Source organism: Chryseobacterium sp. (genome assembly GCF_029240215.1).
Taxonomy (GTDB): domain Bacteria; phylum Bacteroidota; class Bacteroidia; order Flavobacteriales; family Weeksellaceae; genus Chryseobacterium.
Genome location: NZ_JARBTK010000006.1, coordinates 128,745 through 152,063, shown reverse-complemented (window position 1 = coordinate 152,063; position 23,319 = coordinate 128,745). Strand labels below are relative to the sequence as shown.

Here is a 23,319-nt window from a genome sequence, read left to right as displayed (position 1 = left end):
AACCGCAACAAATTCCAAAAACTGTACAATATTTGCTGATGCAAGTGTACAAACCATTTCATGACCAAATTATACTTTTTAGCATTCACTTTTTATACTTCACTAGTTCTTTCGCAAAAGAAAGATTCTGCGACATTAATTTCGGAAGTAAAAATTGATGCTTACAAAAAACCGACTTCATTCATTGCATCTACAAAATCGGTTTCTGTTGTTTCAGAAAATTTATTGAATCAGAATCCACCCGAAAGATTATTAGAATCTGTCAATCAGATTGCAGGAGCAAGAATGGAGGAACGCTCTCCCGGAAGTTATAGGATTTCTCTTCGTGGAAGCACTTTGCGATCGCCATTCGGAGTTCGAAATGTGAAAGTGTATTTGGATGATTTTATTCTTTCTGACGCATCAGGAAATACTTATTTTAATGTGATTTCTCCTGAGCTTATTAATAGAATAGAAATTTTTAAAGGTCCGGAAAGTGGTGATTTTGGGGCTGCAACCGGCGGAACGGTTTTATTACAAACACAGAATTCAGAAAACACTTCGGCTAATATTTCTGTTGGAAGTTATGGAACCTTTAATGAAAGCTTAAATTTTTCAAAACAATTTGGAAAACATTTTTTCCAGATTTTCCAGAATTATTACCGGACAGATTCTTACCGTGAACAGTCTGCGGTGGAAAGAAAACAGGTTTTCATAAAAGATAATTTTCAGTATTCAAAAAATGCTGAACTGAAAGCAATGATTCTCCTTTCTGATATTGATTATCAAACTCCGGGAGGACTGACCTTAGAACAAATGCAGCTCAATAGAAAACAGGCAAGACCAGGAACTGCAACTCTTCCCGGAGCAAAAGAACAGGATGCAGGAATTCGTAATAAAATGATTTTAGCGGGCATTTCTCATGAGTTGAAAATTATTCCAAATCTGTCGCATTTTGTTTTGGTTCAGGGTTCTTATGTTGACTTTGAGAATCCATTTATCACCAATTTTGAAAACCGTTTTGAGAATAATTTTGCATTGAGAACACACCTGAATTATTCTCAAAATTGTGAGAATATTGCTGCAGAATGGAGATTGGGTTTTGAAGGCGGAACGAATCATATTTTCATTAAAAACTTTGATAATAACAAAGGAATAGAAGGTAATCCTCAGAATTTTGATAAGCTTCAAAACAATTCAGGATTCTTTTTTGTTTCACAGAAATTAAATTTTAACAAAAAGCTGTTCTCGGATATTTCATTAAGTTTAAATTCAAATGCTTACGAATGGGAAAAGATTTTTCCAAGCTCTGAAAGTGGGAAAACGAAATTTAAAGATCAGCTTCTTCCTAATTTTGGACTGACGTATCTTATCGGAAAAGGTTTTTCGGTTCGCGGAAAAGTTGGTAAAGGAAATTCTGCTCCGACTAACGAAGAAATCCGTTCATCGAATCAGGAATTTAATCTAAATCTCGTTCCCGAATATGGTTGGAATAAAGAAGTCGGAGTAAGAAAACAGTTTGGAAATACATTATTTGCGGAAGCCAATTATTTTGATTTCAGAATGAAAGATGCGATTGTCAGAAGACAAAATGAGCGCGGACAGGAATTTTTTGTAAATTCAGGTGAAACAGTTCAGAAAGGTTTGGAAGTTCTTTTGGAATCTAAAAATTTCAATTTAAAGAATAATTTTTTCAGTAGCTTTAAATTCAGATTTTCAGGAAGTTTTTATCAGTTTAAGTTTAAAAATTATCAGCAAGGTGAAACAGATTTTTCTGGAAATGATTTAACAGGAGTTCCACAAACGACAGTCAACAGTTTATTAAGTTTTACTTTCTTTAATCAAATTTCAGTCGATTATTCTCATTTTTATACTTCAAAAATGCCTTTAAATGATGCCAATACTGTTTGGTCAGATTCAAATATTGTGGGAAATATCCAATTCAGATTTCCTGTACAATTTGAAAAAACAACAATGAATTTATTTTTTCAAGTTCAGAATTTATATAATACGGATTATGTTTTGGGTTTTGATATCAATGCTTTCGGAAACCGTTATTATAATCCTGCAGCTAAGCGAAGTTTTGTTTTGGGAGTGAAGGTTGATTTGTAATTCTTTTTATTCACCATCAATGTAGTCAAATGCCTTTTTCAGATAGGCTTCATTGTTTTTTGTTTCGTCAGTTGTATTTTCGATCTTGATATTTGGAGCAATTCCTTCGCCGATTTTAGAATATTCTTTTCCCGTTCTGTCAACGATATTGCCAATGGTTAATACAAGAAAAGATCCGTCCAATAATTTGTATTCCTGATTTCCCGATGTTAAGCCCTGCGTATTTGTTCCAATGATATTTACATTTTTTTGACCTACAAATGCAGCTGTGATGAATTCGGCAGAACTTCCTGTAACTTTATTTACCAATATTGCAATTGGTTTTTTTATGGTTTTGGGCTCATTCTGGGTCAACTGAAATAGTTGGGTTGCCGTTGAACCTTCATAAAACTTACCTTTTTTATAATTATAATATTCAATTTTTCCTTCAGCATCCTTTGTTCCTACTGCATTTTTACTATCTAAAAAAGGAGCAACAGCAGCATACATAGGATAAAGCATTCCTCCGAAATTTCCTCTCAGATCAATAATCCACCCTTTTGGATGATGTTTTTGTAAGTCATTAACTTTAGCGTAAAAAGTATTGATATACAAGTTCCAATCATCTTTGTTGAACGATCCGATGTCTGGTAAACTTATGTAGGCATACTGGTTTTTTAGCAACTCACCTTTAATTACCGGAAACTTCTGACCTGTTGCTTTGTAGCCCAACGTGTAAGCTCGTACTACTTCTTCAGGATAAAAATTAGAATGAGAATCGTTTAAAGAACTTAGTGCATTTTTAATAGCCGGATAAGTATCTTTAATGGTTTTTGCATTTGAAGATTCTTTTAAAGTTTTATCAAATATTTCATCCCAATTCAGCCTCGATTTATTGACCGATTTGTTTTTCATAATTTTCAGCGCTTTGGTAACATATATTGTAATGCTATCAGATTGAGCTAAAAGAGAATTTGAGGAAAAAAGTGTAATTAGAGTGATAATGATAAGTTTTTTCATATTGGATATTTAACAATTAAGGTACTTTACGATGGATTTACAATTAAAATATTACTTTGAAAGAATATCTCTTACAATCATTTCCGCATGAATTCTTGAATTTTCAATAAACCAGAGATGGGTGTCTTTTCCGCCACAAACTACACCCGCCAAATATAAATTCGAAATATTAGATTCCATTGTCTCTGGATTGTAAACAGGATTCAGACAATCTCCCTGAAGATCAATTCCTGAATTTTTAAGAAAATCAAAGTCGGGTAGATAACCGGTCATTGCTAAAACAAAATCATTTGCAATTTCCTGGGTTTCACCATGTTCATTCTTGAAAATAACAGAGTTTTCTTTAATTTCTAATAATTCAGAATTAAAATGAGCTTTGATACTTCCTTCATTAATTCGGTTTTCTATATCCGGTTTTACCCAATATTTTACGTTTTCGGAAATCTCCGAATGTCGAATGATCATCGTTACTTCAGCGCCTTTTCTATAGGTTTCCAATGCAGCATCTACCGAAGAATTACTTGACCCGACTACAACGATTTTTTGCTTGGCGTAAGGGTAAGGTTCTGTATAATAGTGTTGAACTTTACTTAAATCTTCTCCAGGAATGTTCATTAGATTTGGAATATCATAGAAACCTGTTGAGATGATGACGTTTTTTGCCAAATATTTTGATTTAGAAGTTTTAATTTCAAATATTTCTTCTCTTTTAGATACGTTTAAAACCTTCTCATACAAATTGATATTCAGTTTTTTCTGTCTTGCAATTCCCTGATAATATTCCAAAGCTTCTTGTCTTCCAGGTTTTGGAGCTGCAGAAATAAACGGAATTTCATTAATTTCTAACTTTTCGGCAGTCGAAAAAAATCTCATATACAGAGGATAATTGTAAAGCGAGTTAACAATTGTCCCTTTTTCGATAATTAAGTAGCTGAGATTGTTTTTTCTGGCTTCGAGAGCACAATTTAAACCGATTGGTCCGGCTCCGATAATGAGAATATCTAAAATTTCCATTTAACAAATTTACGAAAATACGTTAAGCAAAAGAGTTGGTTTTAATAGGAAAATAAATCACTCAAAAACACTTTTCGAACAACCCAAAGGTGGCATTGGTTTTGGACTTTTTGTGAAAATTTTAGAATGAGAAAACTTTTTGCAATACTTTTATTTTTATTTGCATTGTCATGTGAGAAAAAACAAGATAAAAATCCTGCAATTTCAACAGATAATCTCAAAAGATCAAACGAAAGAACCGATACAAAACAAGATGCTCTGTCTACAGAAGTTGCTTTGAAAAAAACTAATGATGAAGTTTTACAAGCTTTAAAAATTGGTTATTATGATATTTTTGCCAACTACATTCATCCACAAAAGGGAGTGAGATTTTCGATGTATGCTTTTGTCAACAAAAATGAGGACAAACATTTTTCAAGAGCAGATTTTGAAAAATACCAATCATCAAAAACTGTTTTTATCTGGGGATCGAGAGATGGGTCGGGTGAAATTTATAAAGCAACTCTTAATGCTTATCTTAAAGATTGGGTTTTCAAAAAGGATTTTACAAAATCTGAATATGCCTTCAATAAATTTCTTGGCGGAGGAAATTCACTCAATAATTTAAAAGAGATCTACCCAAATTCTGATTTTACGGAAAATTTTCTTTCAGGCTCAGAAAAAAACGGCGGAATGGATTGGAATTCTTTACGTTTTGTCTTTGAAGAATTTGACGGAAAATATTATATTGTTGCTGTGATCAATGACGAATGGACAATTTAAAATTCCATTTCTCTGAAAAATGAAATTTTACAGGATTTCAGAAAGTTGTTGGGTTAAATTTCTTCTCGAAAACTGCTCAATATTTCCAGTATTTTCTAAAAGATTTCCACTTTTCCAAAGATTAAATTTTTCAATTATGAAATTTTTTATAGCTTCAGAATCCTGATAGCTGAAATGTTTCCCGGCATTCGTTTCATCTAAAATTTTAGAGACATCGGCTTCATTAGGTCCAAAGGAAATAATGTATTTTCCTGTAGCCAGATATTCAAATATTTTTCCGGGAATAATTCCTTTTGAAGACTCATTCGGGAAGTTTGTAATCAGCAGCATTGAAGAATTTGCCATTTCATCAATTGCTTTATCGTGCGACAAATAGCCAAGATTGTCGATGTGATTTTTTAAACTTGAGCTTTCAATAGATTGCAAAATTTTATTATCAATCCTTCCCACAAATTTTAACCTGAAATTTTCAGCAAAATCTGCGTTTGATTTCACCAAATCATCAAGCGATTTCCAAAGATTTTCAGGGTTTCTCAATTGTTCTAAAACTCCGATATAACTCAATGTGAATTTCTCTTGTTTGAGACTTTGAGAGATTGAATGTTTTAGAGTCTTTTCAGCATCTGATTCATCAAAGCCATTTGTAATACAAACTGCATTGGCTCCGTTTTTTCTGAAATTTTCAGCATCGGTGTAGCTTGTTGCTAAAGTGATATCTGCATTTTTGAAAACTTCACTTTCCAGTTGACGGTGTTTTTTATCTGATTTATTCGTAAGTTTTAGATGTTTATAATAAGAAATTTCCGTCCACGGATCACGGAAATCGGCAATCCATTTAATATTTGGAAATTTATTTTTCAATCGTAAACCAATCAGATGTAAAGAATGTGGAGGTCCTGAAGTTACGACAACATCAATTGTATTAATCTTTAAATATTGCTCTAAAAATTTCACAGAAGGCTGCACCCAAAAAACTCTCGCATCGGGAATGAAAAAATTTCCGCGCACCCAAATGGATAATTTAGATTTCCAGCTTTGGTTATTTCCTACATCAAACTGCCCGGCTTTGAATTTTTTATTGCTTTTATTGAGTTTTTCTGCCAACTGATAAGGTTCCCAGATTTTAGTTTTAATAATTTCTAAGTTCTCAGGAATGTCTTTCACCAAACTCTCATCCAACAAAGGATAGCTTGGGTTTTCCGGAGTGAAAATGATTGGTTCCCAGCCAAATTCTGGTAGATATTTTGCAAACTTCAACCATCGCTGAACTCCAGGTCCACCTGCAGGAGGCCAGTAATACGTGATGATAAGGATTTTTTTTTGTTCCATATTCTTTTTGTCCTCCCGTAGGAATCTGGACAAAGTTTTTAAAGTAAATTTTTAAGAGTTGTTTAGATTCGTACGGGATGACAAACAAAATTTATACTTTTTCTGAAACTAAATTTTTTCTTTTGTCTTTTTTGCGATAAATAAAATATATTCCGAAACCGCTCAACACAATAAACAATCCGAAGCAAAGTAAAGAAATCCATTTTCCTGTAGCGATCACTTCAGGCTCAAAGATCATTCTGATGCTGTGTTCACCGGCAGGAACGTGTACTGCACGTAAAAGGTAATCTGCTTTGATGTAAGGAACTTCTTTTTCGTCAACAAACATTTTCCAGCCGTGAGGATAATAAATCTCTGAGATAATAGCTAACTGCGGAGTCTTTGATTGGGATTTAAATTCCAATTCGTTAGCTTCATACTTTGTTAAATTGATGGAAGCTGTAGAGTCTGCCTGAACTTGTTTTCCATTGAAATAAGCTTTATCAGAAGTGTTTATTACGGCCGTTTTTTTAGAATCAATATTTCCGAGTGATTTAATTTCTTCGTCCGGAGTATTGACAAATTTCAGATCAGCAACAAACCAAGCATTTCCATTCGCATTAGGATTAGGAACAACTTGTGGCTCTTGCGGATTTCCGAAAATCATGTATTTTGTATTCAGTAAATTCAGGATTTTTGGAGTTTTTACGCTATCTGCGTTTGAGATATATTCATTTAATAAATCATCATAACGTCTCAATCTTACTGCATGATAACCACCAATTGAGGATGTGAAATAAGAAGTATTGGTTTCGCTCGTCACACCTAAAATCTGATTGTAAACTCTGTAATGTTTTTTGTCTTTTTCAGCAATCGTTTCCAAAGTTTTATTTACCGGAATACTTGCTAAAATCGATTGTAAATTTGGATTATCTCCTACTTTTTCAGCTAAATAATCTGAACCTTCCGTTTGGAAAGGGTTTTCAGCGAAGATTTTATCAACATAATTTTCATCATTCAGATAACGTTTGTTGACCGTCCAAAGATCAAATAAACTTACTGCTCCGATGATAATCAAAGCAACATTCTGATTTAATTTCTGTTTTAAACTAAAGAATAAAACAGCTGCGGTAATTCCAACATAGAGCAATGTCTTTATCGCATCAATTCTGAATAATTTGAATCTTTCTTCCGTTAAATAATCCAATAAGAAAGGAGGTAAATAAGTCTTTTCATTATCGGTATGGAAACCTAATAATGATTTTCCGAAAAGAATAAATATTAAAGTTAAACCTAAAACTCCTCCGCTCACATAAGTAAGAACTTTCTTTTTATAATCTTCCTCTAATTTTGAATCTGTATAAAATCTGTAGAGTCCAATAATGGCAATTAAAGGGAATAATAATTCCACAACTACCAAAATAGAAGACGGCGCTCTGAATTTGCTGTAAAAAGGAATATATTCAATAAAGAAATTTGAAAGCGGCATAAAATTGCTTCCCCAGGCTAAAAGAATCGTCAGAATTGTTGCTCCTAAAATCCAGTAACGGTATTTTTTTGATGCAAAGAAGAACCCTAAAAGTGCTAAGAAACATACGATTGCTCCCTGATAAGCTGGTCCTGAAGTTCCCGGTTGGTCGCCCCAATAAGTAACGCTTCCGAAACCTTTGGAAATTCTGTCATATTCAGCTTGTGAAGTGACATTGTCTTGTACCAGCTGTTGTACTTTTTCCATCATTTCTGCGGCTTCAGGTTCCTGGCTTCCACCTCCCATTAATCTTGGGATAAAAAGGTTTAAAGTTTCCAGTTTACCATAACTCCACATCAAAATACTTTCTTTATCCATTCCTGAATTTCCTGCTGTGTGATTTTCGGTATTTAAAATCTGTTTTCCTCTTACTGTTTCTTTAATGTATTCAGAGTTGGCCATGATTCGCTGAGAATTCATGCCAACACCAATTGCTAAAGCTGAAGCAATAATTCCGGATGAGATCAGAAAATGCTTCATAGGAGTTTTCTTCAGAATGGCTCTGATTAATTCAGATAAAAATAAAAATCCTAGTCCCAAAAATAAATAATAGGTCATCTGAGGATGATTGGCGGCAACCTGTAATCCGAAGAATAGGGTAGTGACGATAAATCCAAGAACATACTTTTTTCGGATATAAACCAATAAAATTCCTGCTAAAAGTGGCGCAAAATATTCTATGGTATTAACTTTTCCGTTGTGTCCTGCTGCAATAATAATATAAAAATAGGTTGAAAGTCCAAAAAACGTGGCTCCCAGAAGTGCGTATTTCCAATTCCTGACAGCGACCATTCCCAAAAGGAAAAACCCTGAAAATAAAAGAAAAAGATAGTTGACAGGTCTCGGAAGAATGTTCAGATAGCTGTCTAATTTTTTTATAATATCACCCTCAAAACGGCTACCCATTTGATAAGTCGGCATTCCTCCAAACATAGAGTCACTCCAATACGTTTCTTTATCGAAGCTATCTCTGTAGTCGATAAGTTCTTTTGCACCACCTCGATACTGAACAATATCATGCTGGAAAAGTTGCTTTCCTGTAAATACAGGTGTGGAGTATAAAAATGCTAAAACTAAGAATGCAACGATGGAAATTGCAATGTAAATTAAGTTTTTATTTTTTGCCATTTTGGTTATCAGTAGATATTAAATTTTAGATGTTTTTGAGATTAAGAAAATACTTAATAAACTATCTTTTCTCTTTCACTTCCTCATAGTCCACAGTTTCTGCGTCCCACTTTACTTTTTTCTCAATATTTGTTTTTTTGGTTTCCTTTTCCTGATTGTTGTTAGGTCTGAAACCAGTATATTTATAAAATTTGTTGAAGAATATTCTTTTCAAAATATTCCAGACAAAGAAAATAATAATGGTAGCGAGAACTACCTCAAAAATACCTTTAATTAAAGACATAATTATTTATATTTAAAATTCAAGATTCAAAGTTTGATTATCATCTAAATAACGCTAAAACTCTCAAACCCTAAAACTCTATTTTGCTGCAGGATTCACCATCACAGAAGAATTTGAAACACTTTTCATGCTCTGAGACTGCTTTCCGTCTGAAATCGTTTCGATCTGAGTGGTTTTTACAGTAATATTCTGATTGGTAATCCAGCCTGTATTTTGGTCAAATTTAATGGTCCCATTTTGCGCCAGTTCGCTGCTCATGCTGTGTGTCATTTCACCCTGAGATTTTTTCTCTTCTTTTTTCGGAATTCCTCCCGTTACAGAAATTTCGGCAATTCCGTTTCCTACACTTTTCAGAACGTAGTTTGAGGTCACTTTATATTTTCCGCTTTCATCTGCGCTTTCACTTGTAGTCCATTTTTCACCGATCTTCACTCCTTTTTTCGGAATTATCGTCAGGTTTTTAGAAAACTGATCTTTTAAAACTTTTTCGTTAAAGCTTTGTTTAAGACCTGCGACAGCGCTTGCTTTTTGGTTGGCATCTTTTATAAGCGTACCAAGTGCATTTGAAATTTTTGTGTAGATAGCATCAAAACCTGTAATAGAGATCACATTTCCTTTGCTGTCCATCTTCATATTCAGTTTGTTACCGGTCAAGGCACGGTTTACATTCCAGATCATTTTAAGATTATCTTCTTTAGGAATTGCCTGTTTTGTATCTACAACAATGGTTTTTCCGTCTGCACTCTGAGAGTTTCTCTTCCCTATGAGGTTGATGGTGATGTCGTAAATTCCTCCTTTTACATCATTTACCGTAAAAGTCATTTCGTCTGTAGATTCGCTTGTTCCGTTCAAAGTTTTCCCTGATGGGTCAGTCATCGTTTTCACATCTCTCTGATAGGTTGTCAAAGGATATGTTTTTCCTTTTTCAAGTTTAAAAGATTGCGTAAAAACTCCTAAAGAATCTTTGATGGCAGGGTTTGCTTTTACTTCAGCCACAGAATCAGCAGGAACTTCTACCGTAATGGTTTTTCCGGTTTTAGGGTCTACTTTTGTGATGGTTGCCGTCTCTTTTTTACAAGAAACGATGGCTAAAGAGATCAGTGCTATTGCTGCTATATTTTTCATAAATAATTTTAATACTGTTAATTAATTTTCATCAATTTTTGTCTCATTGCTTCGTAAAGAATTGCTCCACAAGCTACAGAAACGTTAAGTGATTGTGTTTTTCCTTCTATCGGAAGTTTTATTTTTTCGTCTGAATGATGTAGAACCTCTTTTGAAATTCCGGTTTCTTCATTTCCCATTACGATAGCGCAAGGTTCAGTGAAATTAACATCGTAGATCAATTTTTGTGCTTTTTCAGTTGCCGAAAATACAGAAACTCCGCTTTGCTGTAAAAAATCTACAACGTGAGCTAAATTATTTTCCTTACAAATTTTGATATTGTACATTGCTCCTGCAGAAGTTTTTATCGCATCAGAATTGATTGGCGCTCCACCTTTTTCCGGAATAACAACGGCGTGAATTCCTACACATTCTGCTGTTCTGCAGATGGCTCCAAAGTTTCTGACGTCAGTCAATCTGTCTAAAATGAGTATAAAAGGCACTTTTCCTTCTTCAAATAATTCAGGAATAATATTTTCTATTTTGTGAAAAGGTACATCTGAAATAAACGCTACTATACCTTGGTGATTTTTTCTTGTAAAACGGTTCAGCTTCTCAACAGGAACGTAGTTGGGGCGGATTTTGTATTTTGCTAAAACAGCTTTCAATTCTGCATAAATTTCTCCTTGCAAAGCATTTTGCACAAAGATTTTATCGATTGTTTTTCCTGCTTCAATAGCTTCTAAAACCGGACGTAGCCCGAATATAAAATCATCTTTTTTGTTGGGTTCTGAATTTCTGAATTCAGGTTTTGGGTTTTTATGTTGAAAATCTTCCAAAATTTTATTTTTTATATTTTTTAATTGAATAAACTTTGTTATTCAAACTTATTTTTTGCTTAATTCTTTTTACTTTTTCTTGGCTCTTTTTTAGAATTTTTCTCCTAAAATTGCTCTTTTCTGCGCCATTGCATAACCATAATGCAGGCTTTCGTGCAAATTATTAAAAATAATTGCATCCTGAATGCTTTTCAAATCCATCCCAAAACTTGTGGTATAGGGTGTGTAGTCTGAAAAGAAATCACTGTCGTAATCTTTCATTAAAATCTTTGAAGTTTCGGTTAAAAGAAATTCAAGATCTTCCACTTCAGACTTCTGGACATTCAGATTGGGCATGGTTCCTTTTTTATAAGTTTCGATCCAGTATTTATCAATTCTGAAAGGATTTCCGCTCAGATAATAATGCAAAAGCTGCTGTGTGGCAACAGTATGTGCAATATTCCAGTACATATTGTTATTAAAACCATCGGGAATTAATAAGAGATCTTCATGAGAAGTGTCCTGCAAGATGTTCAAAAGGTTTTTTCTGACCTGTCTGTGAGCTTGAAAATGATAATTCATATTTCAAAAATTTAATCACCAAAAATAGTTTAATAAACTGAAAATGACAATTTTTGAACAGGGCTTTAAAGTAAAATTTATGTATTTTTATGATTTTAGAATTAAAAGAAATGCAATTTATGATTTAAGTCATTCCGAATCTGTCAGAGTGGCTGGAATATTTAACAAATTTTAACTCAAAAATGGCATTCATTGTGTTGATTAATGCAAGTATTTATTAGAAATTTACCAATTATTTAATTTAAACTATGTCAGATTCATATCAAGCAGAAGACATTCGTCAGCTCACGGAAAAAGTAAGAGAACAGAATTATTTCTTTTCACTTTTGAGGCAGGAAATCAACAAAGTAATTATCGGACAGGAATACATGATCGACCGGCTTTTGGTCGGACTTCTCGGTAACGGCCACGTTTTGCTGGAAGGTGTTCCCGGATTGGCAAAAACTTTAGCGATAAAAACTCTTGCAGAAGCTGTACATGGTGATTTTTCCAGAATTCAGTTTACTCCCGATCTTCTTCCTGCAGATGTTGTGGGAACGATGATTTATAATATTAAAGAAAACGATTTTTCCATAAAAAGAGGTCCTGTTTTTGCAAATTTTGTGCTTGCAGATGAGATCAACAGAGCTCCGGCAAAGGTACAGTCGGCTCTTCTGGAAGTAATGCAGGAAAAACAGGTGACCATTGGTGACGAAACAATGCATCTTCCAAAACCATTTTTAGTTTTGGCAACACAAAACCCGATCGATCAGGAAGGAACTTATCTTTTACCGGAAGCACAAAGCGACCGTTTTATGCTGAAATGTAAGATTGATTATCCGGAATTTGAGGATGAAAGAAAAGTAATGAGAATGGTTTCTACTTCACATCAGCCGGTGGTAAAGCCTGTTATTTCTTTAACTAATATTACCGAGGCAAAATCGATTGTCAATCAGATTTATCTGGACGAAAAGATTGAAAAATACATTCTTGATATGGTTTTTGCAACCCGTTTTCCTGAAAGGTATGGTCTTTCTGAATTGAAAAATTATATCAGTTTCGGAGCCTCACCGAGAGCGTCTATCAACTTGGCAATTGCTTCGAGAGCGTATGCATTTTTGAGAGGAAGAGCGTTTGTAATTCCTGAAGATGTAAAAGAATTGGCAAAAGATGTCTTAAGACATAGGATTGGGTTGACTTTTGAGGCGGAAGCCGAGGAGATTACATCAGAAGAAATTGTGAATAGAATTTTGGCTAAAATACAGGCACCGTAAATTTGAGTTATGCACGTAAAAGAAATTGAAACTGTTTCAAATTTAGAACCATTTGAGAGATATAATTATTTTATAAAAAAGATTGCTGATTTTGAAATATTATACTCATTAAAAAGTTTGGAAGGAAACTTTGCAATTTCTGAAACAAATAATAAATATATGTTTCCAATATGGTCTCATGAAGAATTTGCAAAATTAAACTTAAATAAAGAATGGGAAAATTTTGAAATTTGCGAAATTTCTTTGGAAGAATTGGAAGAGGGAATTTTCCATTTTATTTTGGAAAATAATTATTTGATAAATGTTTTTCCAATGAATAACAAAACTGGCTTTGTTGTTAATCTTGAAGAATTTAAAAGAGATTTATCAATAGAATTAGAAAATTATCAATAGAGATGTTACAAACGAAAGACATCATAAAAAAAGTAAAACAGATAGAAATCCGTACTCGAAAGAAGACGGAGGCTTCTTTGATGGGACAATATCACAGTGCTTTTAAAGGACAGGGAATGACGTTTTCTGAAGTTCGCCCTTACCAATTTGGTGATGAAATCCGTAGAATCGACTGGAATAAAACTGCACGTTTCCGTGAGCCATTCGTAAAAGTGATGGAGGAAGAACGTGAACTGACCATGATGATTTTGGTTGATATTTCTGCTTCAATGGATTACGGAACGAAGAATCAGCTGAAAAGAGAATACGTTGCTGAAATTGCCGCAAGTTTAGGATTTTCGGCAGCAGGAAATAATGATAAGGTTGGTTTGATTTTATTTGCGGATAAAGTTTATAAGGTTATTCCGCCACAAAAAGGAAGAAAACATATTTTGTCAATCATCAGCAATATTCTGACAGCAGATTATGTTCCGGCAGTTTCTAAAATTGATAAGGCATTAGAATATATGATGGGAATTTTCAAAAGAAAATCATTAGTATTTATGCTTTCAGATTTTGGAGATGCCTATGATTCTAAAATGCTTCGTGTGGCATCAAAGAAACATCATCTTCTGGGAATGAGAATTTTTGATGAAAAAGATAACGAAATTCCGGATGTTGGTTATACGCTTTTCCACGATGCAGAAACAGGAAAACAGGTTTGGGTCAATACATCAAATGCAAGATGGAGATATACTTTCGCCGAAGCGCAGAAACAAAAAGTAAGAGCATTGGAAGAAGATTTCGCCAACAGTTCGGCAAGCTTTATGAATATCAATACCGGCGATGATTATGCGAAATTATTGTATCAGTATTTTCAGAAGAAATAAATTTAGATTTAAAAATAAATTAGGCTTTTGCCAAAATTGATCATTGAGAATTGAAAAAATTATTATTACTTATATTATTTTTTGTCTGTGCAAATGCTTTTTCACAGATACTTTCATCGAATCTTGAAAAGAAAACTTTAGCTCTTGGTGAAGTCAACCGTTTTACCGTAAAAATTGACAACCTGAATAATCAGGAAGTAAAAGCTGCTGCCAAAGATCAGTTGTTACCTTTTCATTTTGAAGAAATTAAAGACAGCATCGGTGTGCAGCCCAATTCTTATGAAAGAAAAATTGAATTTTCGGTTTTCGAAGAGGGAACTTATACGATTCCTGAACTTGAATTTAAAGTTGGAGATAAAATTTTAAAAACGATTCCTTACGAAGTTGAAGTGGTCAACACTGCCCAAAAAGGTGACGTGATTAATGATATCATGAATAATAAAGATGTCAAACTGGATGTTACAGATTATTGGCAGCTTTATAAATGGTATGTTTTAGCTGCTTTGGCTTTGATAGCTTTAATAATCGCTATTTTTATAATTGTTAAATATGGCAGAAAATCAAAAGATTCTCCGGTTGTGGCAACCAATCAGACTTTAAAAGAACTAGATTCATTAAAAAAGAAAAAATATATCGAAGAAGGAAATTACCGTTCTTTTTATGTGGAGCTGATAGATATTTCAAGGGGGTTTATTGCAAAACAATATAGAATTCCTGCCGATGTTTTGTTAACCGATGATCTGATTGAGCTAATGAAGAAGAATAATACCATTTCGGAAGACAACGAAAAAGTAGTTGAAGATGTATTCTTCAGAGGTGATCTGGTGAAATTTGCCAAAACTTTCCCGGATCAGCAGACGATGGAAAAAGATTTTAACGAGATCAAAGACTTTGTGAAAAGATCATCAAAGGATATAGAATTTGAAAACCTGAGAAAAGATGTTTAATTTTGAGTTTTACAGTCCGTGGTTTTTATTTTTATTTCTTTTGTTTATTCCGTTATTAATCAGAGATATTAGCAGGAAAAAACTGAAAGGAATCAAGGTTCCTACTGTTCAGAATATGAATAGCAGCAACGGAATTTTACCTGTTCTTTTTTTACTTAAAGTTTCAAAATACATCATTCTTTCATGTCTTTTTGTAGCGATGGCAAGACCGAGAACGTTTACGATTTCTCAGGACAGAGACGACACGAAAGGCGTAGATATTATGTTTGCGGTAGACGTTTCATTAAGTATGTTGTCCAAAGATCTTTCACCCGACAGATTGACGGCACTTAAAGAAATTGCCATCCAGTTCGTAGAAAAACGTCCGAATGACAGAATTGGCGTAGTTACCTATGCTTCCGAAGCTTTTACCAAAGTTCCTGTAACTTCAGATCATCAGGTTGTCATTGATGAGTTTAAAAATCTCAATACTGCCGAACTTTATCCCGGAACAGCAATCGGGGAAGGGCTTTCTGTTGCGGTAAACCACCTTCGTACAAGCAAGGCAAAGAGTAAGATCATTATTCTGATGACTGATGGGGTGAATAATGTTGAAAATGCAATTCCTCCGCAAGTTGCAGCCGAATTGGCAAGAAATAACAATATTAAAGTATATTCAATCGGTGTAGGAACAAATGGTATTGCATTGATGCCTACTCAGGTTGATGTTTTTGGAGATTTGGTTTTTACCGAAACGCAGGTACAGATCGATGAGCCAATTTTGAGAGAAATCGCTCAGGAAACAGGTGGCAAATATTTCAGAGCTACCTCAAACAGCAGTCTTGAAGAAGTGTACAGCGAAATCAATCAGCTTGAAAAATCTGATGTAAAAGTAGCCAAGCTTTACAATTATCAGGAATATTTTAAAATTTTCCTTTGGGTTGCTTTGGGAATGCTGGTTTTTGATGCGTTATTGAGATGGGTATTATATAAATTTTTAAGCTGATGGAATTGTATTTAGGAAATTATTGGTACTTATTATTGTTGCTGCTTTTACCGGTCTTATCTTTTTTTCTCATTCGATATGTAAAATGGAAAAAGAAAAGAAAGGAGATTTTTGCCGACAGCCGTTTTCATGAAGCTTTATTTGAAAAAAAATCGGGTTTTATTAAAATTTTTCCGGCTCTGTATTTTATTGCGACATTATTTTTGATTTTCTCGATCATTGATTTGCTGAGCGGTTCAGAAGAAGTGACAACCAATCAGAAATTTAATAATGTGATTTTTATGTTGGATGTTTCCAACTCGATGAATGCAGAAGATATTGAGCCGAGTCGTTTGGTTGAAGCAAAAAATCTGGTGATTCAGACAATGCAGAAATTGAAGAATGATAAAGTTGGGATGATCATTTTTGCAGGTCAGGCAACTTCAATTATGCCTTTGACCACCGATTATAATTCGGCAGAAACCTATATTAATGGTGTTGAAACCGGTTCAATAAAAATTCAGGGAACAGACTTTCTGAAAGCTATGGAAACCGCCGTAGACAAATTTAAAAATATCAATAAAGGTGCAAGGAAAGTCATTTTATTGAGTGACGGTGAAGACAATGAGGGAAATGACAATGCAGCCATTAAATTAGCCAACCGGGAAGGAATTATAGTTACGTCAGTGGGAATTGGTTCTGACGAAGGCGCACCTGTTCCGGAATACGAATTCGGGCAATTAATGGGGTACAAAAGTGATATGAACGGACAAACCGTTATTTCCAAAAGGCAAACAGAAGCTTTAATGAAGATTGCAGAATCTACAGGCGGAAGCTACATCGACGGGAATAACATCAACGAAGCGCCGGATAGAATTGTAGAAGCTTTAAATAAAAAAGCATCTTCCACAGAAACTCTGGTCAAATCTCAAAATGCCAATCATTATTATCAGTACTTTCTAGCAGTTTCGATATTTTTTTTCCTGATCATTTTTCTCTTTAATCCGAAAAGAGATTTTAATATTTAATTTGCTTTTATTAAAATCTTACTCTGGTGAATACTTTAACCCAATTTTAACAAATAATAGACTGTTTCTTAACATATAAAGGAATAATTTTGCAAGTGATGAATACTAAAATTTTATTTTTATCGTTGATGATTGCTTTCTCGTTCTCAAACGTATTGTTTGGGCAGAAAAACTATAAAACTTTGGTATATGAAGGCAATCAGAAATTCAACGGTAAAGATTACGACGGTGCATCATCAAGATATATGGAAGCGGTAAAATCTAACGAAAAAGAATTTACAGCTCATTACAATTTGGGAAACGCTTTGTATAAAAGCAAAAAATACGAAGAGGCAAAAGCTGAGTTTGAAAAAGCACAAAGCCTTTCACAGACCATTCCCGATAAGGCGGCAGCCTTGCATAATCTGGGGAATACATACATGCAGATGAGTCAGCCCGAGAAGGCGGCCGATTATTACAAACAATCATTAAAACAAGATCCTTACAATGAAGCAACAAGAAAGAATTTTGAGATTGCCAAATTGAAGGAGAAAGAAAATCAACAAAAGAAAAATCAGGAAAGTAAATCCGGTAAAGGTGGCGGAGGTGACGACCAGCAGAAAAATAAAGACAAAAATGGTGATCCCAAAAATCAGGATCAGGGACAAGGACAGAAAAACGAAGGAGAAAGCCCGGAAGGTGACCAACCTGACAAGGATAAAAATAATCAGGGCAAAATGCCTAAAGATATTGAGAACGCCATATTGAATAAAGTAAGCGAAAAAGAAAAAGAAACCGCCAGAAGAATTTTAAACAAAAATTCTTATTCGATGCCGCAAAGCAACGAGAAAGATTGGTGATGAAACAAAAATTATTTTACATACTGTTGACTTTCGCATCCGTAATTGCTTACGGACAGGTAGAACTTACTATGAGACCTGATAAAAGTGATTACAACGGTAAAGACATTGTAAATCTTACCATTATCTTAGAGTTGAATGGCGATAATCTTGTACAGCAGAGTAAAATTCAGCTTCCTGATTTGTCTAAATTTAATATGATTGGCAATGGCTCATTTAGCCAGGCTGTAAGAGATCCTGAATCTAATGTTGCTGTAGAACAGTATGTTACCAGAATTGCACTTGAACCCAAACAAAAAGGTAAAGTAAGAATTGGTTCTGTACTGGTAACTGTCAATAATAAAATTTATAAAACCGAACCTTTTGATATCTTCATCCGTGATATTGAGAAAAAACCTGTCGCTAAAAATGCCGATAACGATGTCTATCTTAATATGGAAATTGAAGACAGAGAAGTTTATCAGGATCAGCCAACGGTTGCGGTTTTAAGGGTTTATTCGAAAAGTATTGATAACCTGAGAAAGGTAAAAAATATACATCTTCCCGAACAGGATAATCTGAATGTACATCCAATCAGCTTTCACAAATCTGAAATCGATCCTTCGGGTTACTCAAATATGCCTTCGCAGATACTTGCAATGTTTATTGTGTTTCCAAATGAATCGGGATACGTTGAAGTTCCGTCTGTTTCGGCTTCGGTTAATTCTTATGCCCATAAAAATAAAATTGTTTCCAACAAAGTAAAGCTGAATGTTAAAAAACTTCCGGAAGGTTCGCCGGAAAGCTTCAAAAATGCAGTAGGAAATTTTAAAGTGGATGTTTACCACGAAGCTAAAGAAAAGATTGAGGCCAAAAAACCTGTCAATGTTGTTCTGAAAGTTTCGGGTGAAGGTAATTTATCCGATATGGAATTGCCGAAAATTGAAACATCACCTGATTACGAAGTATTTGCCCCGAAAATCACATCAAGAGTGAAAGCAGGCGTAGAGGGGATGAAAGGGTATATTTTGGCTAATTATGTTTTAATTCCCAACAAAACAGGAATTCTCAATATCAAAACTGAAGAGTTTGCATTCTTTAACCCGGCAGATAAAGAATATGTCAATTTAGGACAGGAAACACTCAGTCTTACAGCATTTTCTCACGATCAGGTTTTGGAATCCCGTTCTACTGTCGAGAAAGTGAATGAGTATACCAATACGCTTCTGGAAACAGTAAACAGTCCGGTTTTGAAGACTACAACGTTTAAAGTAAAAGAAAAAAGCAAATTTAATTGGCGAATTCTTTTCATCAATTTTGGAATTCTTTTAGGATTATTCATTGCTTATTTGTTATTTAAAAATTGGCAAAAAAAACGTAATATAGTTAAGGAAAAATCAGCTTCAAGAGATCTTGGATCAGTCGCTGAAACCGAAAGAGAAATCAGAGAAAGTCTGAAAACTGATGTTGGAGATTACTTTACCTATCTTGAAAATCTAAAAGACAGTCAAAGCTTTGATCAGTTCTTCAAGACAGTTGAAGAATTGGATTCTGAAGTGAGAAATCAGTATTTCCAAAGTTCTAAAGATGATTTCAGACAGTTTCTGGAAAGTTACAAAGGAAGTTCTGTAGCAGAAGAATACAGAAATCTTTCCCAAAGAATTCAGATAGAAAAATATACTCCGGTAAAATCTGAAGAAGGAATTGGTGAACTTCTGAAAGATATTATCAATTTGTATTCTCAGATTAGTAAATAATCATTTTTTATTCATAATTTTGCGAAATTAATAATTATTGAATAATGGAGATTCTTCAGGATTTTTCTTTCAAAGAAACAATGACTTGTTTCATGGTGCTTTTTGCGGTGATCGACATCATCGGATCTATTCCTATTATCGTAAGTTTAAAGCAGAAGTTCGGACAGATTGAGGCTAAAAGGGCTTCAATTACGGCAGGATTGATCATGATCGTTTTTCTTTTTGTAGGAAATAAAATCCTGAAATTCATTGGGGTAGATGTCAATTCATTTGCGATTGCGGGGGCATTTGTCATATTCATTATTGCATTAGAAATGATTTTAGGTATCGAAATCAATAAAACGACCGAGGCGAAAGCCGCATCGATTGTTCCTATTGCCTTTCCATTGGTTGCAGGAGCGGGAACTTTGACGACTACCTTATCATTGCGTGCAGAATTTCATGACATCAATATCATTCTTGGGATCATTCTCAATACAATTTTCGTATATTTGGTGCTGAAATCAGCTCCTTGGCTGGAGAAGAAAATGGGAGAGGCGACTTTATCGATTCTTCAGAAAGTTTTCGGAATCATTCTTTTAGCGATTTCAATTAAATTGTTTACAGCAAACTTTGCACAATTGGTGCAGAATTATATAAATTTTTAGATCATGCAGAAGTTTTATAAAGTATTTTTAATTGTATTTATCATAATTATCGCTATCAATATTTATGCGATAGACTGGCATTCTGAGATTTCATCAGAAGACAATATGAAATTTGTAATTTCAATTATCTGTGGTGTGGTTGGGCTTTTCTTGCTTTTCATCATGAATACCTGGAGTAAAATCGGAGTAAAGAAATAATTATTTTTCATAATAAAATGTCAAAACCCCCTTTCAAATAGCTTTGAAAGGGGGTTTTGATAAAAGAGTAATCACCATTTAGTTTGTCATTCCGGAGGAATCTTTTGCATTACATCTTACTGTTGTGATTCCTCCGGAATTACAAAGTGAATGCTATCTATACTTGAAATTTATTAAAGAAATCCTTTCAGAATGACTTCTGAAAGGATTTCTGCTAACGATTGATCGTCATTAAAGCTTCTTCTGAAACTTTATATTCACCTTTTTGATAAGTATCTTTACTTGAAAGTAAAACTTCATAAGTATATATACCTTTCGGCAAGTTGTATGTGCACTCTTTTTCGTCTTTTTGAATGACGAATTCCTTTTTTACTTCTTCATCTTCTATTTTCCCGTTGAGCTTTATGGTAATTTTCTCATCCATTTTGTTCTTGAAACAAAAACTATCAACAGTTTTAGCATTTGGATCAACAGCTTTTGTTCCGTTTCCCTTTAAAGCCAAATAACCTTGCACTAAAATATTACCGATTGCTAAACCTTTGTCTAAACCGGACATTGTGGTTTGAGATTTTAAGTTGACATTGAAAAATAAAATCAGAAATAGAACGAAAACTTTGATTCTCATTTCTGCTAAAATCTTAGTTCTTCTGTAGTTCCGTATTTAAAAATCGAGATATATCATGATAATCAATTAATCCATTATATTCTTTGATCATTTTTTTATCTCTAAAAATTAAAGTTTTTGGAATATCAAAAGAGGTAACTTGTATAATATCTGAATTTGAAGTTTTGTTATAAAGAACATTCTCCAAAAGCTTTCTGTATCTGAGATTTTCAATAGTTACATCATTCCACTCAAATTTTTTAGAGGCTACAAATTGCTTTAATTTTTCAGTATCACTTTTGCTATCAATTGAGTAAGAAATAAACTCTAATTCATTCCTATTATACTCTTTTTTCAATTTGTTCAATTCAGGAATTTCTTCCATACATGGTTCGCACCAAGTTGCCCAAATATTTACTACTACAATTTTTTTAGAATTATAATATTTCTTGTAAAAAGGTGAATCTTCGAATTTTAACTTTTCATCATTGAATGTGATGGTCGTATTTTTTCCAATTTTTGAATTGAAAATTATTACTCCAAATAATACAATTGAAAGGATAAGTAATAACAGATAAATTGATTTTCTCATGATTTAGTTTATTAAATTTTAAATATTTTGCTATTTAGCCTTTTGTAAGTGAAAAGCATAATATTTTATACCTTCAAATTCAAAAACTTCATAAGCGGCATTTGTATCAATTACATAGTCTTCTCCTTCATAATCCCAAATTCCACTTTTGATAATTTTCATATTTTCAAGATCTTTAGAATCTTTTACATTCAATTCTTTCATTAATTCTTCTTCTTTTACGTATAAGTATTCTATTTTCCCGTCATCTTGATTTTCAGCATTTTTGCTCCATATCATTAGTGGTAAACCATCAATTTTTACTAAACAACCAGTTACATCTGTATCCACTGTTATTACACCAATCCCTACCGAAACATGAAATTTTTTACAGTAGATAACTTCTATTCTATGTTTCTTGTCTTTCTGAGATTGCCCAAATGCTAAACCTCCTGCTAAAAATGCAATAATGCATACAAATTTAAATAAATTTTTCATAATTTTTTAATTGTTAAATGTTTTTTAATTAATTTTTTTTATACATTTATGTTTTCGCGAGAACATTTTACAAAAGTAGAGTAGTGATTTGCTTTTTCAACAATCAAAACTGACAAAAGATTAGTCAATTGTTAACAATTCTTAGTCATTTTTGAAAATCGTAGTTTTGATAAGGTTAATAAAATTTAATTACCTTTGTTAAAAACAAATAGTAAGATGAAAATAGGTCAAAAACTAAAAGGAATGAGAATAGAAAAAGGGTTTTCAACTATTGAAGTTGCTGAGAAATTAGACATTTCAGAATCAACTTACAGAAGATATGAAAGCGACAAAAGCTTCCCTGACATTTTTATTTTAGATAAAATTGCTAAAATCTATGATAAAACATTAAATGATTTATTACCTGAAGGATTGACCGTAATAAACAATAATAACGGAGAGTATTCTAACAATGCAGGTTATATTGTAAATCAATATCTTTCAGAAAAAGTGATAGAACAATACGAAGAAAGGCTTAAAGACAAAGATGAGCAGATTTCTTTGCTAAAAAGTCTTTTAGATAATAATAAATAATGAATCTCCGCTTTTAATCATACGCTAAAATCAACATCATGTTTGTCATTGACTACGTCGAATCTTCGATTTCCGTAGGAATCTAAACATGGACATTCATTAATCAATATTCAATTTAGATTTTAAAAAGAACATATAAAAAGAATCCTCTTTCAATTTCTGAGAGAGGATTTTTATGTTTAGTGAGAATTACTTTTTGCGTACTAACGCAATCACAAAATCAATTATAATCAACATCATGTTTGTCATTGACTACGTCGAATCTTCGATTTCCGTAGGAATCTAAGCTGCTTTATTTTCAGTGTATTGAGATTCCTCCGGAATGACAAACCAACCGTTGAAAATTAAGTTATTACTAATTACAGACATTCTTAATAAATATTCAATTTAGATTTTACTTTTTGCGTACTAACGCAATCACAAAATCAATTATAATCAACATCATATTTGTCATTCCGGAGGAATCTAAACTGTTATGGACATTCATTAATCAATATTCAATTTAGATTTTAAAAAGAACATATAAAAAGAATCCTCTTTCAATTTCTGAGAGAGGATTTTTATGTTTAGTGAGTAATTACT

At 33.3% G+C, this 23,319-nt stretch carries 24 protein-coding genes; 13 read left to right on the top strand and 11 right to left on the bottom strand.

Annotated features, from left to right (window positions below):
- The first annotated feature begins 60 nt into the window (after positions 1 to 60).
- Positions 61 to 2,091, top strand: a complete 2,031-nt coding sequence (locus K0R77_RS13360) for a TonB-dependent receptor (RefSeq protein ID WP_300353238.1) — start codon at positions 61 to 63, stop codon at positions 2,089 to 2,091.
- 6 nt (positions 2,092 to 2,097) lie between these two features.
- Here the strand turns inward: K0R77_RS13360 and K0R77_RS13355 are convergent, their stop codons facing one another.
- Both K0R77_RS13355 and K0R77_RS13350 read right to left on the bottom strand, forming a co-directional pair.
- A complete protein-coding gene (locus tag K0R77_RS13355; RefSeq protein WP_300353236.1) occupies positions 2,098 to 3,090 on the bottom strand; it encodes a S41 family peptidase in 993 nt (330 codons plus the stop codon).
- A 51-nt stretch (positions 3,091 to 3,141) separates the two neighbouring features.
- Positions 3,142 to 4,104 (bottom strand): YpdA family putative bacillithiol disulfide reductase, encoded by a 963-nt coding sequence (locus K0R77_RS13350; RefSeq protein ID WP_300353233.1) that lies wholly within the window; start codon positions 4,102 to 4,104, stop codon positions 3,142 to 3,144.
- Between the two features lie 126 nt (positions 4,105 to 4,230).
- Here K0R77_RS13350 and K0R77_RS13345 point away from each other — a divergent pair, with 126 nt between their 5' ends.
- Complete coding sequence (locus tag K0R77_RS13345) at positions 4,231 to 4,866, top strand: hypothetical protein (RefSeq protein WP_300353230.1); 636 nt, start codon at positions 4,231 to 4,233, stop codon at positions 4,864 to 4,866.
- A 27-nt stretch (positions 4,867 to 4,893) separates the two neighbouring features.
- Here K0R77_RS13345 and K0R77_RS13340 read toward each other — a convergent pair whose 3' ends face one another.
- The 6 genes from K0R77_RS13340 to K0R77_RS13315 form a co-directional block, all read right to left on the bottom strand.
- Positions 4,894 to 6,195 carry a glycosyl transferase family 1 gene (locus K0R77_RS13340; RefSeq protein WP_300353226.1) on the bottom strand — a complete coding sequence of 434 codons (1,302 nt, stop codon included), beginning with the start codon at positions 6,193 to 6,195 and terminating at the stop codon, positions 4,894 to 4,896.
- A gap of 91 nt (positions 6,196 to 6,286) precedes the next feature.
- Positions 6,287 to 8,830, bottom strand: a complete 2,544-nt coding sequence (locus tag K0R77_RS13335; protein WP_300353223.1) for a YfhO family protein — start codon at positions 8,828 to 8,830, stop codon at positions 6,287 to 6,289.
- A gap of 61 nt (positions 8,831 to 8,891) precedes the next feature.
- Positions 8,892 to 9,113: a hypothetical protein gene (locus K0R77_RS13330; RefSeq protein WP_300353221.1), complete on the bottom strand. Its 222-nt coding sequence runs from the start codon at positions 9,111 to 9,113 to the stop codon at positions 8,892 to 8,894.
- 78 nt (positions 9,114 to 9,191) lie between these two features.
- Positions 9,192 to 10,238 (bottom strand): DUF6263 family protein, encoded by a 1,047-nt coding sequence (locus K0R77_RS13325; protein ID WP_300353218.1) that lies wholly within the window; start codon positions 10,236 to 10,238, stop codon positions 9,192 to 9,194.
- Between the two features lie 17 nt (positions 10,239 to 10,255).
- Positions 10,256 to 11,056 carry a 23S rRNA (guanosine(2251)-2'-O)-methyltransferase RlmB gene (gene rlmB / locus K0R77_RS13320; RefSeq protein ID WP_300353215.1) on the bottom strand — a complete coding sequence of 267 codons (801 nt, stop codon included), beginning with the start codon at positions 11,054 to 11,056 and terminating at the stop codon, positions 10,256 to 10,258.
- A gap of 90 nt (positions 11,057 to 11,146) precedes the next feature.
- Positions 11,147 to 11,617 (bottom strand): DinB family protein, encoded by a 471-nt coding sequence (locus tag K0R77_RS13315; protein ID WP_300353213.1) that lies wholly within the window; start codon positions 11,615 to 11,617, stop codon positions 11,147 to 11,149.
- Positions 11,618 to 11,865: 248 nt separating this feature from the next.
- On the opposite strand from K0R77_RS13315, the gene K0R77_RS13310 reads away from it, so the two are divergent.
- From K0R77_RS13310 to K0R77_RS13265, 10 genes are all read left to right on the top strand, one after another.
- On the top strand, positions 11,866 to 12,870 hold the full coding sequence (locus K0R77_RS13310; RefSeq protein ID WP_300353210.1) for a MoxR family ATPase: 1,005 nt from the start codon (positions 11,866 to 11,868) through the stop codon (positions 12,868 to 12,870).
- A gap of 9 nt (positions 12,871 to 12,879) precedes the next feature.
- Entirely contained in the window at positions 12,880 to 13,263 is a 384-nt protein-coding gene (locus K0R77_RS13305) for a DUF2750 domain-containing protein (RefSeq protein ID WP_300353207.1), read from the top strand.
- Positions 13,264 to 13,265: 2 nt separating this feature from the next.
- Entirely contained in the window at positions 13,266 to 14,132 is an 867-nt protein-coding gene (locus K0R77_RS13300) for a DUF58 domain-containing protein (protein WP_300353204.1), read from the top strand.
- Positions 14,133 to 14,182: 50 nt separating this feature from the next.
- Positions 14,183 to 15,079 carry a BatD family protein gene (locus K0R77_RS13295; protein ID WP_300353201.1) on the top strand — a complete coding sequence of 299 codons (897 nt, stop codon included), beginning with the start codon at positions 14,183 to 14,185 and terminating at the stop codon, positions 15,077 to 15,079.
- A complete protein-coding gene (locus K0R77_RS13290) occupies positions 15,072 to 16,064 on the top strand; it encodes a VWA domain-containing protein (protein WP_300353198.1) in 993 nt (330 codons plus the stop codon). The genes K0R77_RS13295 and K0R77_RS13290 overlap by 8 nt, the downstream gene beginning before the upstream one ends.
- On the top strand, positions 16,064 to 17,071 hold the full coding sequence (locus K0R77_RS13285; protein ID WP_300353195.1) for a VWA domain-containing protein: 1,008 nt from the start codon (positions 16,064 to 16,066) through the stop codon (positions 17,069 to 17,071). Before K0R77_RS13290 ends, K0R77_RS13285 begins: the two co-directional genes overlap by 1 nt.
- Before the next feature lie 98 nt (positions 17,072 to 17,169).
- On the top strand, positions 17,170 to 17,910 hold the full coding sequence (locus K0R77_RS13280; RefSeq protein WP_300353192.1) for a tetratricopeptide repeat protein: 741 nt from the start codon (positions 17,170 to 17,172) through the stop codon (positions 17,908 to 17,910).
- Positions 17,910 to 19,646 (top strand): hypothetical protein, encoded by a 1,737-nt coding sequence (locus K0R77_RS13275; protein ID WP_300353190.1) that lies wholly within the window; start codon positions 17,910 to 17,912, stop codon positions 19,644 to 19,646. The genes K0R77_RS13280 and K0R77_RS13275 overlap by 1 nt, the downstream gene beginning before the upstream one ends.
- 44 nt (positions 19,647 to 19,690) lie before the next feature.
- Complete coding sequence (locus K0R77_RS13270; protein WP_300353188.1) at positions 19,691 to 20,293, top strand: MarC family protein; 603 nt, start codon at positions 19,691 to 19,693, stop codon at positions 20,291 to 20,293.
- A gap of 3 nt (positions 20,294 to 20,296) precedes the next feature.
- Positions 20,297 to 20,491, top strand: a complete 195-nt coding sequence (locus K0R77_RS13265; RefSeq protein WP_300353185.1) for a hypothetical protein — start codon at positions 20,297 to 20,299, stop codon at positions 20,489 to 20,491.
- A 214-nt stretch (positions 20,492 to 20,705) separates the two neighbouring features.
- On the opposite strand, the gene K0R77_RS13260 is transcribed toward K0R77_RS13265, so the two are convergent.
- Genes K0R77_RS13260 through K0R77_RS13250 form a run of 3 tightly spaced genes read right to left on the bottom strand, consistent with a single transcriptional unit; the run spans position 20,706 to position 22,164 of the window.
- Complete coding sequence (locus tag K0R77_RS13260) at positions 20,706 to 21,116, bottom strand: hypothetical protein (protein ID WP_300353181.1); 411 nt, start codon at positions 21,114 to 21,116, stop codon at positions 20,706 to 20,708.
- A gap of 13 nt (positions 21,117 to 21,129) precedes the next feature.
- Complete coding sequence (locus K0R77_RS13255; protein WP_300353179.1) at positions 21,130 to 21,687, bottom strand: TlpA family protein disulfide reductase; 558 nt, start codon at positions 21,685 to 21,687, stop codon at positions 21,130 to 21,132.
- Between the two features lie 30 nt (positions 21,688 to 21,717).
- The gene (locus K0R77_RS13250) at positions 21,718 to 22,164 is read right to left on the bottom strand and encodes a hypothetical protein (protein ID WP_300353177.1); all 447 of its coding nucleotides are present in this window, start codon (positions 22,162 to 22,164) and stop codon (positions 21,718 to 21,720) included.
- A 216-nt stretch (positions 22,165 to 22,380) separates the two neighbouring features.
- Here K0R77_RS13250 and K0R77_RS13245 point away from each other — a divergent pair, with 216 nt between their 5' ends.
- On the top strand, positions 22,381 to 22,737 hold the full coding sequence (locus K0R77_RS13245; RefSeq protein ID WP_300353175.1) for a helix-turn-helix transcriptional regulator: 357 nt from the start codon (positions 22,381 to 22,383) through the stop codon (positions 22,735 to 22,737).
- The last annotated feature ends 582 nt before the right edge of the window (positions 22,738 to 23,319 follow it).

Coding starts and splice junctions, on each gene's coding strand:
- K0R77_RS13260 (WP_300353181.1), bottom strand. CDS start 21,116: ATGAGAATCAAAGTTTTCGTTCTATTTCTGATTTTATTTTTCAATGTC.
- K0R77_RS13245 (WP_300353175.1), top strand. CDS start 22,381: ATGAAAATAGGTCAAAAACTAAAAGGAATGAGAATAGAAAAAGGGTTT.
- K0R77_RS13325 (WP_300353218.1), bottom strand. CDS start 10,238: ATGAAAAATATAGCAGCAATAGCACTGATCTCTTTAGCCATCGTTTCT.
- K0R77_RS13330 (WP_300353221.1), bottom strand. CDS start 9,113: ATGTCTTTAATTAAAGGTATTTTTGAGGTAGTTCTCGCTACCATTATT.
- K0R77_RS13345 (WP_300353230.1), top strand. CDS start 4,231: ATGAGAAAACTTTTTGCAATACTTTTATTTTTATTTGCATTGTCATGT.
- K0R77_RS13255 (WP_300353179.1), bottom strand. CDS start 21,687: ATGAGAAAATCAATTTATCTGTTATTACTTATCCTTTCAATTGTATTA.
- K0R77_RS13340 (WP_300353226.1), bottom strand. CDS start 6,195: ATGGAACAAAAAAAAATCCTTATCATCACGTATTACTGGCCTCCTGCA.
- K0R77_RS13250 (WP_300353177.1), bottom strand. CDS start 22,164: ATGAAAAATTTATTTAAATTTGTATGCATTATTGCATTTTTAGCAGGA.
- K0R77_RS13265 (WP_300353185.1), top strand. CDS start 20,297: ATGCAGAAGTTTTATAAAGTATTTTTAATTGTATTTATCATAATTATC.
- K0R77_RS13310 (WP_300353210.1), top strand. CDS start 11,866: ATGTCAGATTCATATCAAGCAGAAGACATTCGTCAGCTCACGGAAAAA.
- K0R77_RS13280 (WP_300353192.1), top strand. CDS start 17,170: ATGAATACTAAAATTTTATTTTTATCGTTGATGATTGCTTTCTCGTTC.
- K0R77_RS13300 (WP_300353204.1), top strand. CDS start 13,266: ATGTTACAAACGAAAGACATCATAAAAAAAGTAAAACAGATAGAAATC.
- K0R77_RS13305 (WP_300353207.1), top strand. CDS start 12,880: ATGCACGTAAAAGAAATTGAAACTGTTTCAAATTTAGAACCATTTGAG.
- K0R77_RS13350 (WP_300353233.1), bottom strand. CDS start 4,104: ATGGAAATTTTAGATATTCTCATTATCGGAGCCGGACCAATCGGTTTA.
- K0R77_RS13355 (WP_300353236.1), bottom strand. CDS start 3,090: ATGAAAAAACTTATCATTATCACTCTAATTACACTTTTTTCCTCAAAT.
- K0R77_RS13335 (WP_300353223.1), bottom strand. CDS start 8,830: ATGGCAAAAAATAAAAACTTAATTTACATTGCAATTTCCATCGTTGCA.
- K0R77_RS13290 (WP_300353198.1), top strand. CDS start 15,072: ATGTTTAATTTTGAGTTTTACAGTCCGTGGTTTTTATTTTTATTTCTT.
- K0R77_RS13270 (WP_300353188.1), top strand. CDS start 19,691: ATGGAGATTCTTCAGGATTTTTCTTTCAAAGAAACAATGACTTGTTTC.
- K0R77_RS13275 (WP_300353190.1), top strand. CDS start 17,910: ATGAAACAAAAATTATTTTACATACTGTTGACTTTCGCATCCGTAATT.
- K0R77_RS13315 (WP_300353213.1), bottom strand. CDS start 11,617: ATGAATTATCATTTTCAAGCTCACAGACAGGTCAGAAAAAACCTTTTG.
- K0R77_RS13360 (WP_300353238.1), top strand. CDS start 61: ATGACCAAATTATACTTTTTAGCATTCACTTTTTATACTTCACTAGTT.
- K0R77_RS13285 (WP_300353195.1), top strand. CDS start 16,064: ATGGAATTGTATTTAGGAAATTATTGGTACTTATTATTGTTGCTGCTT.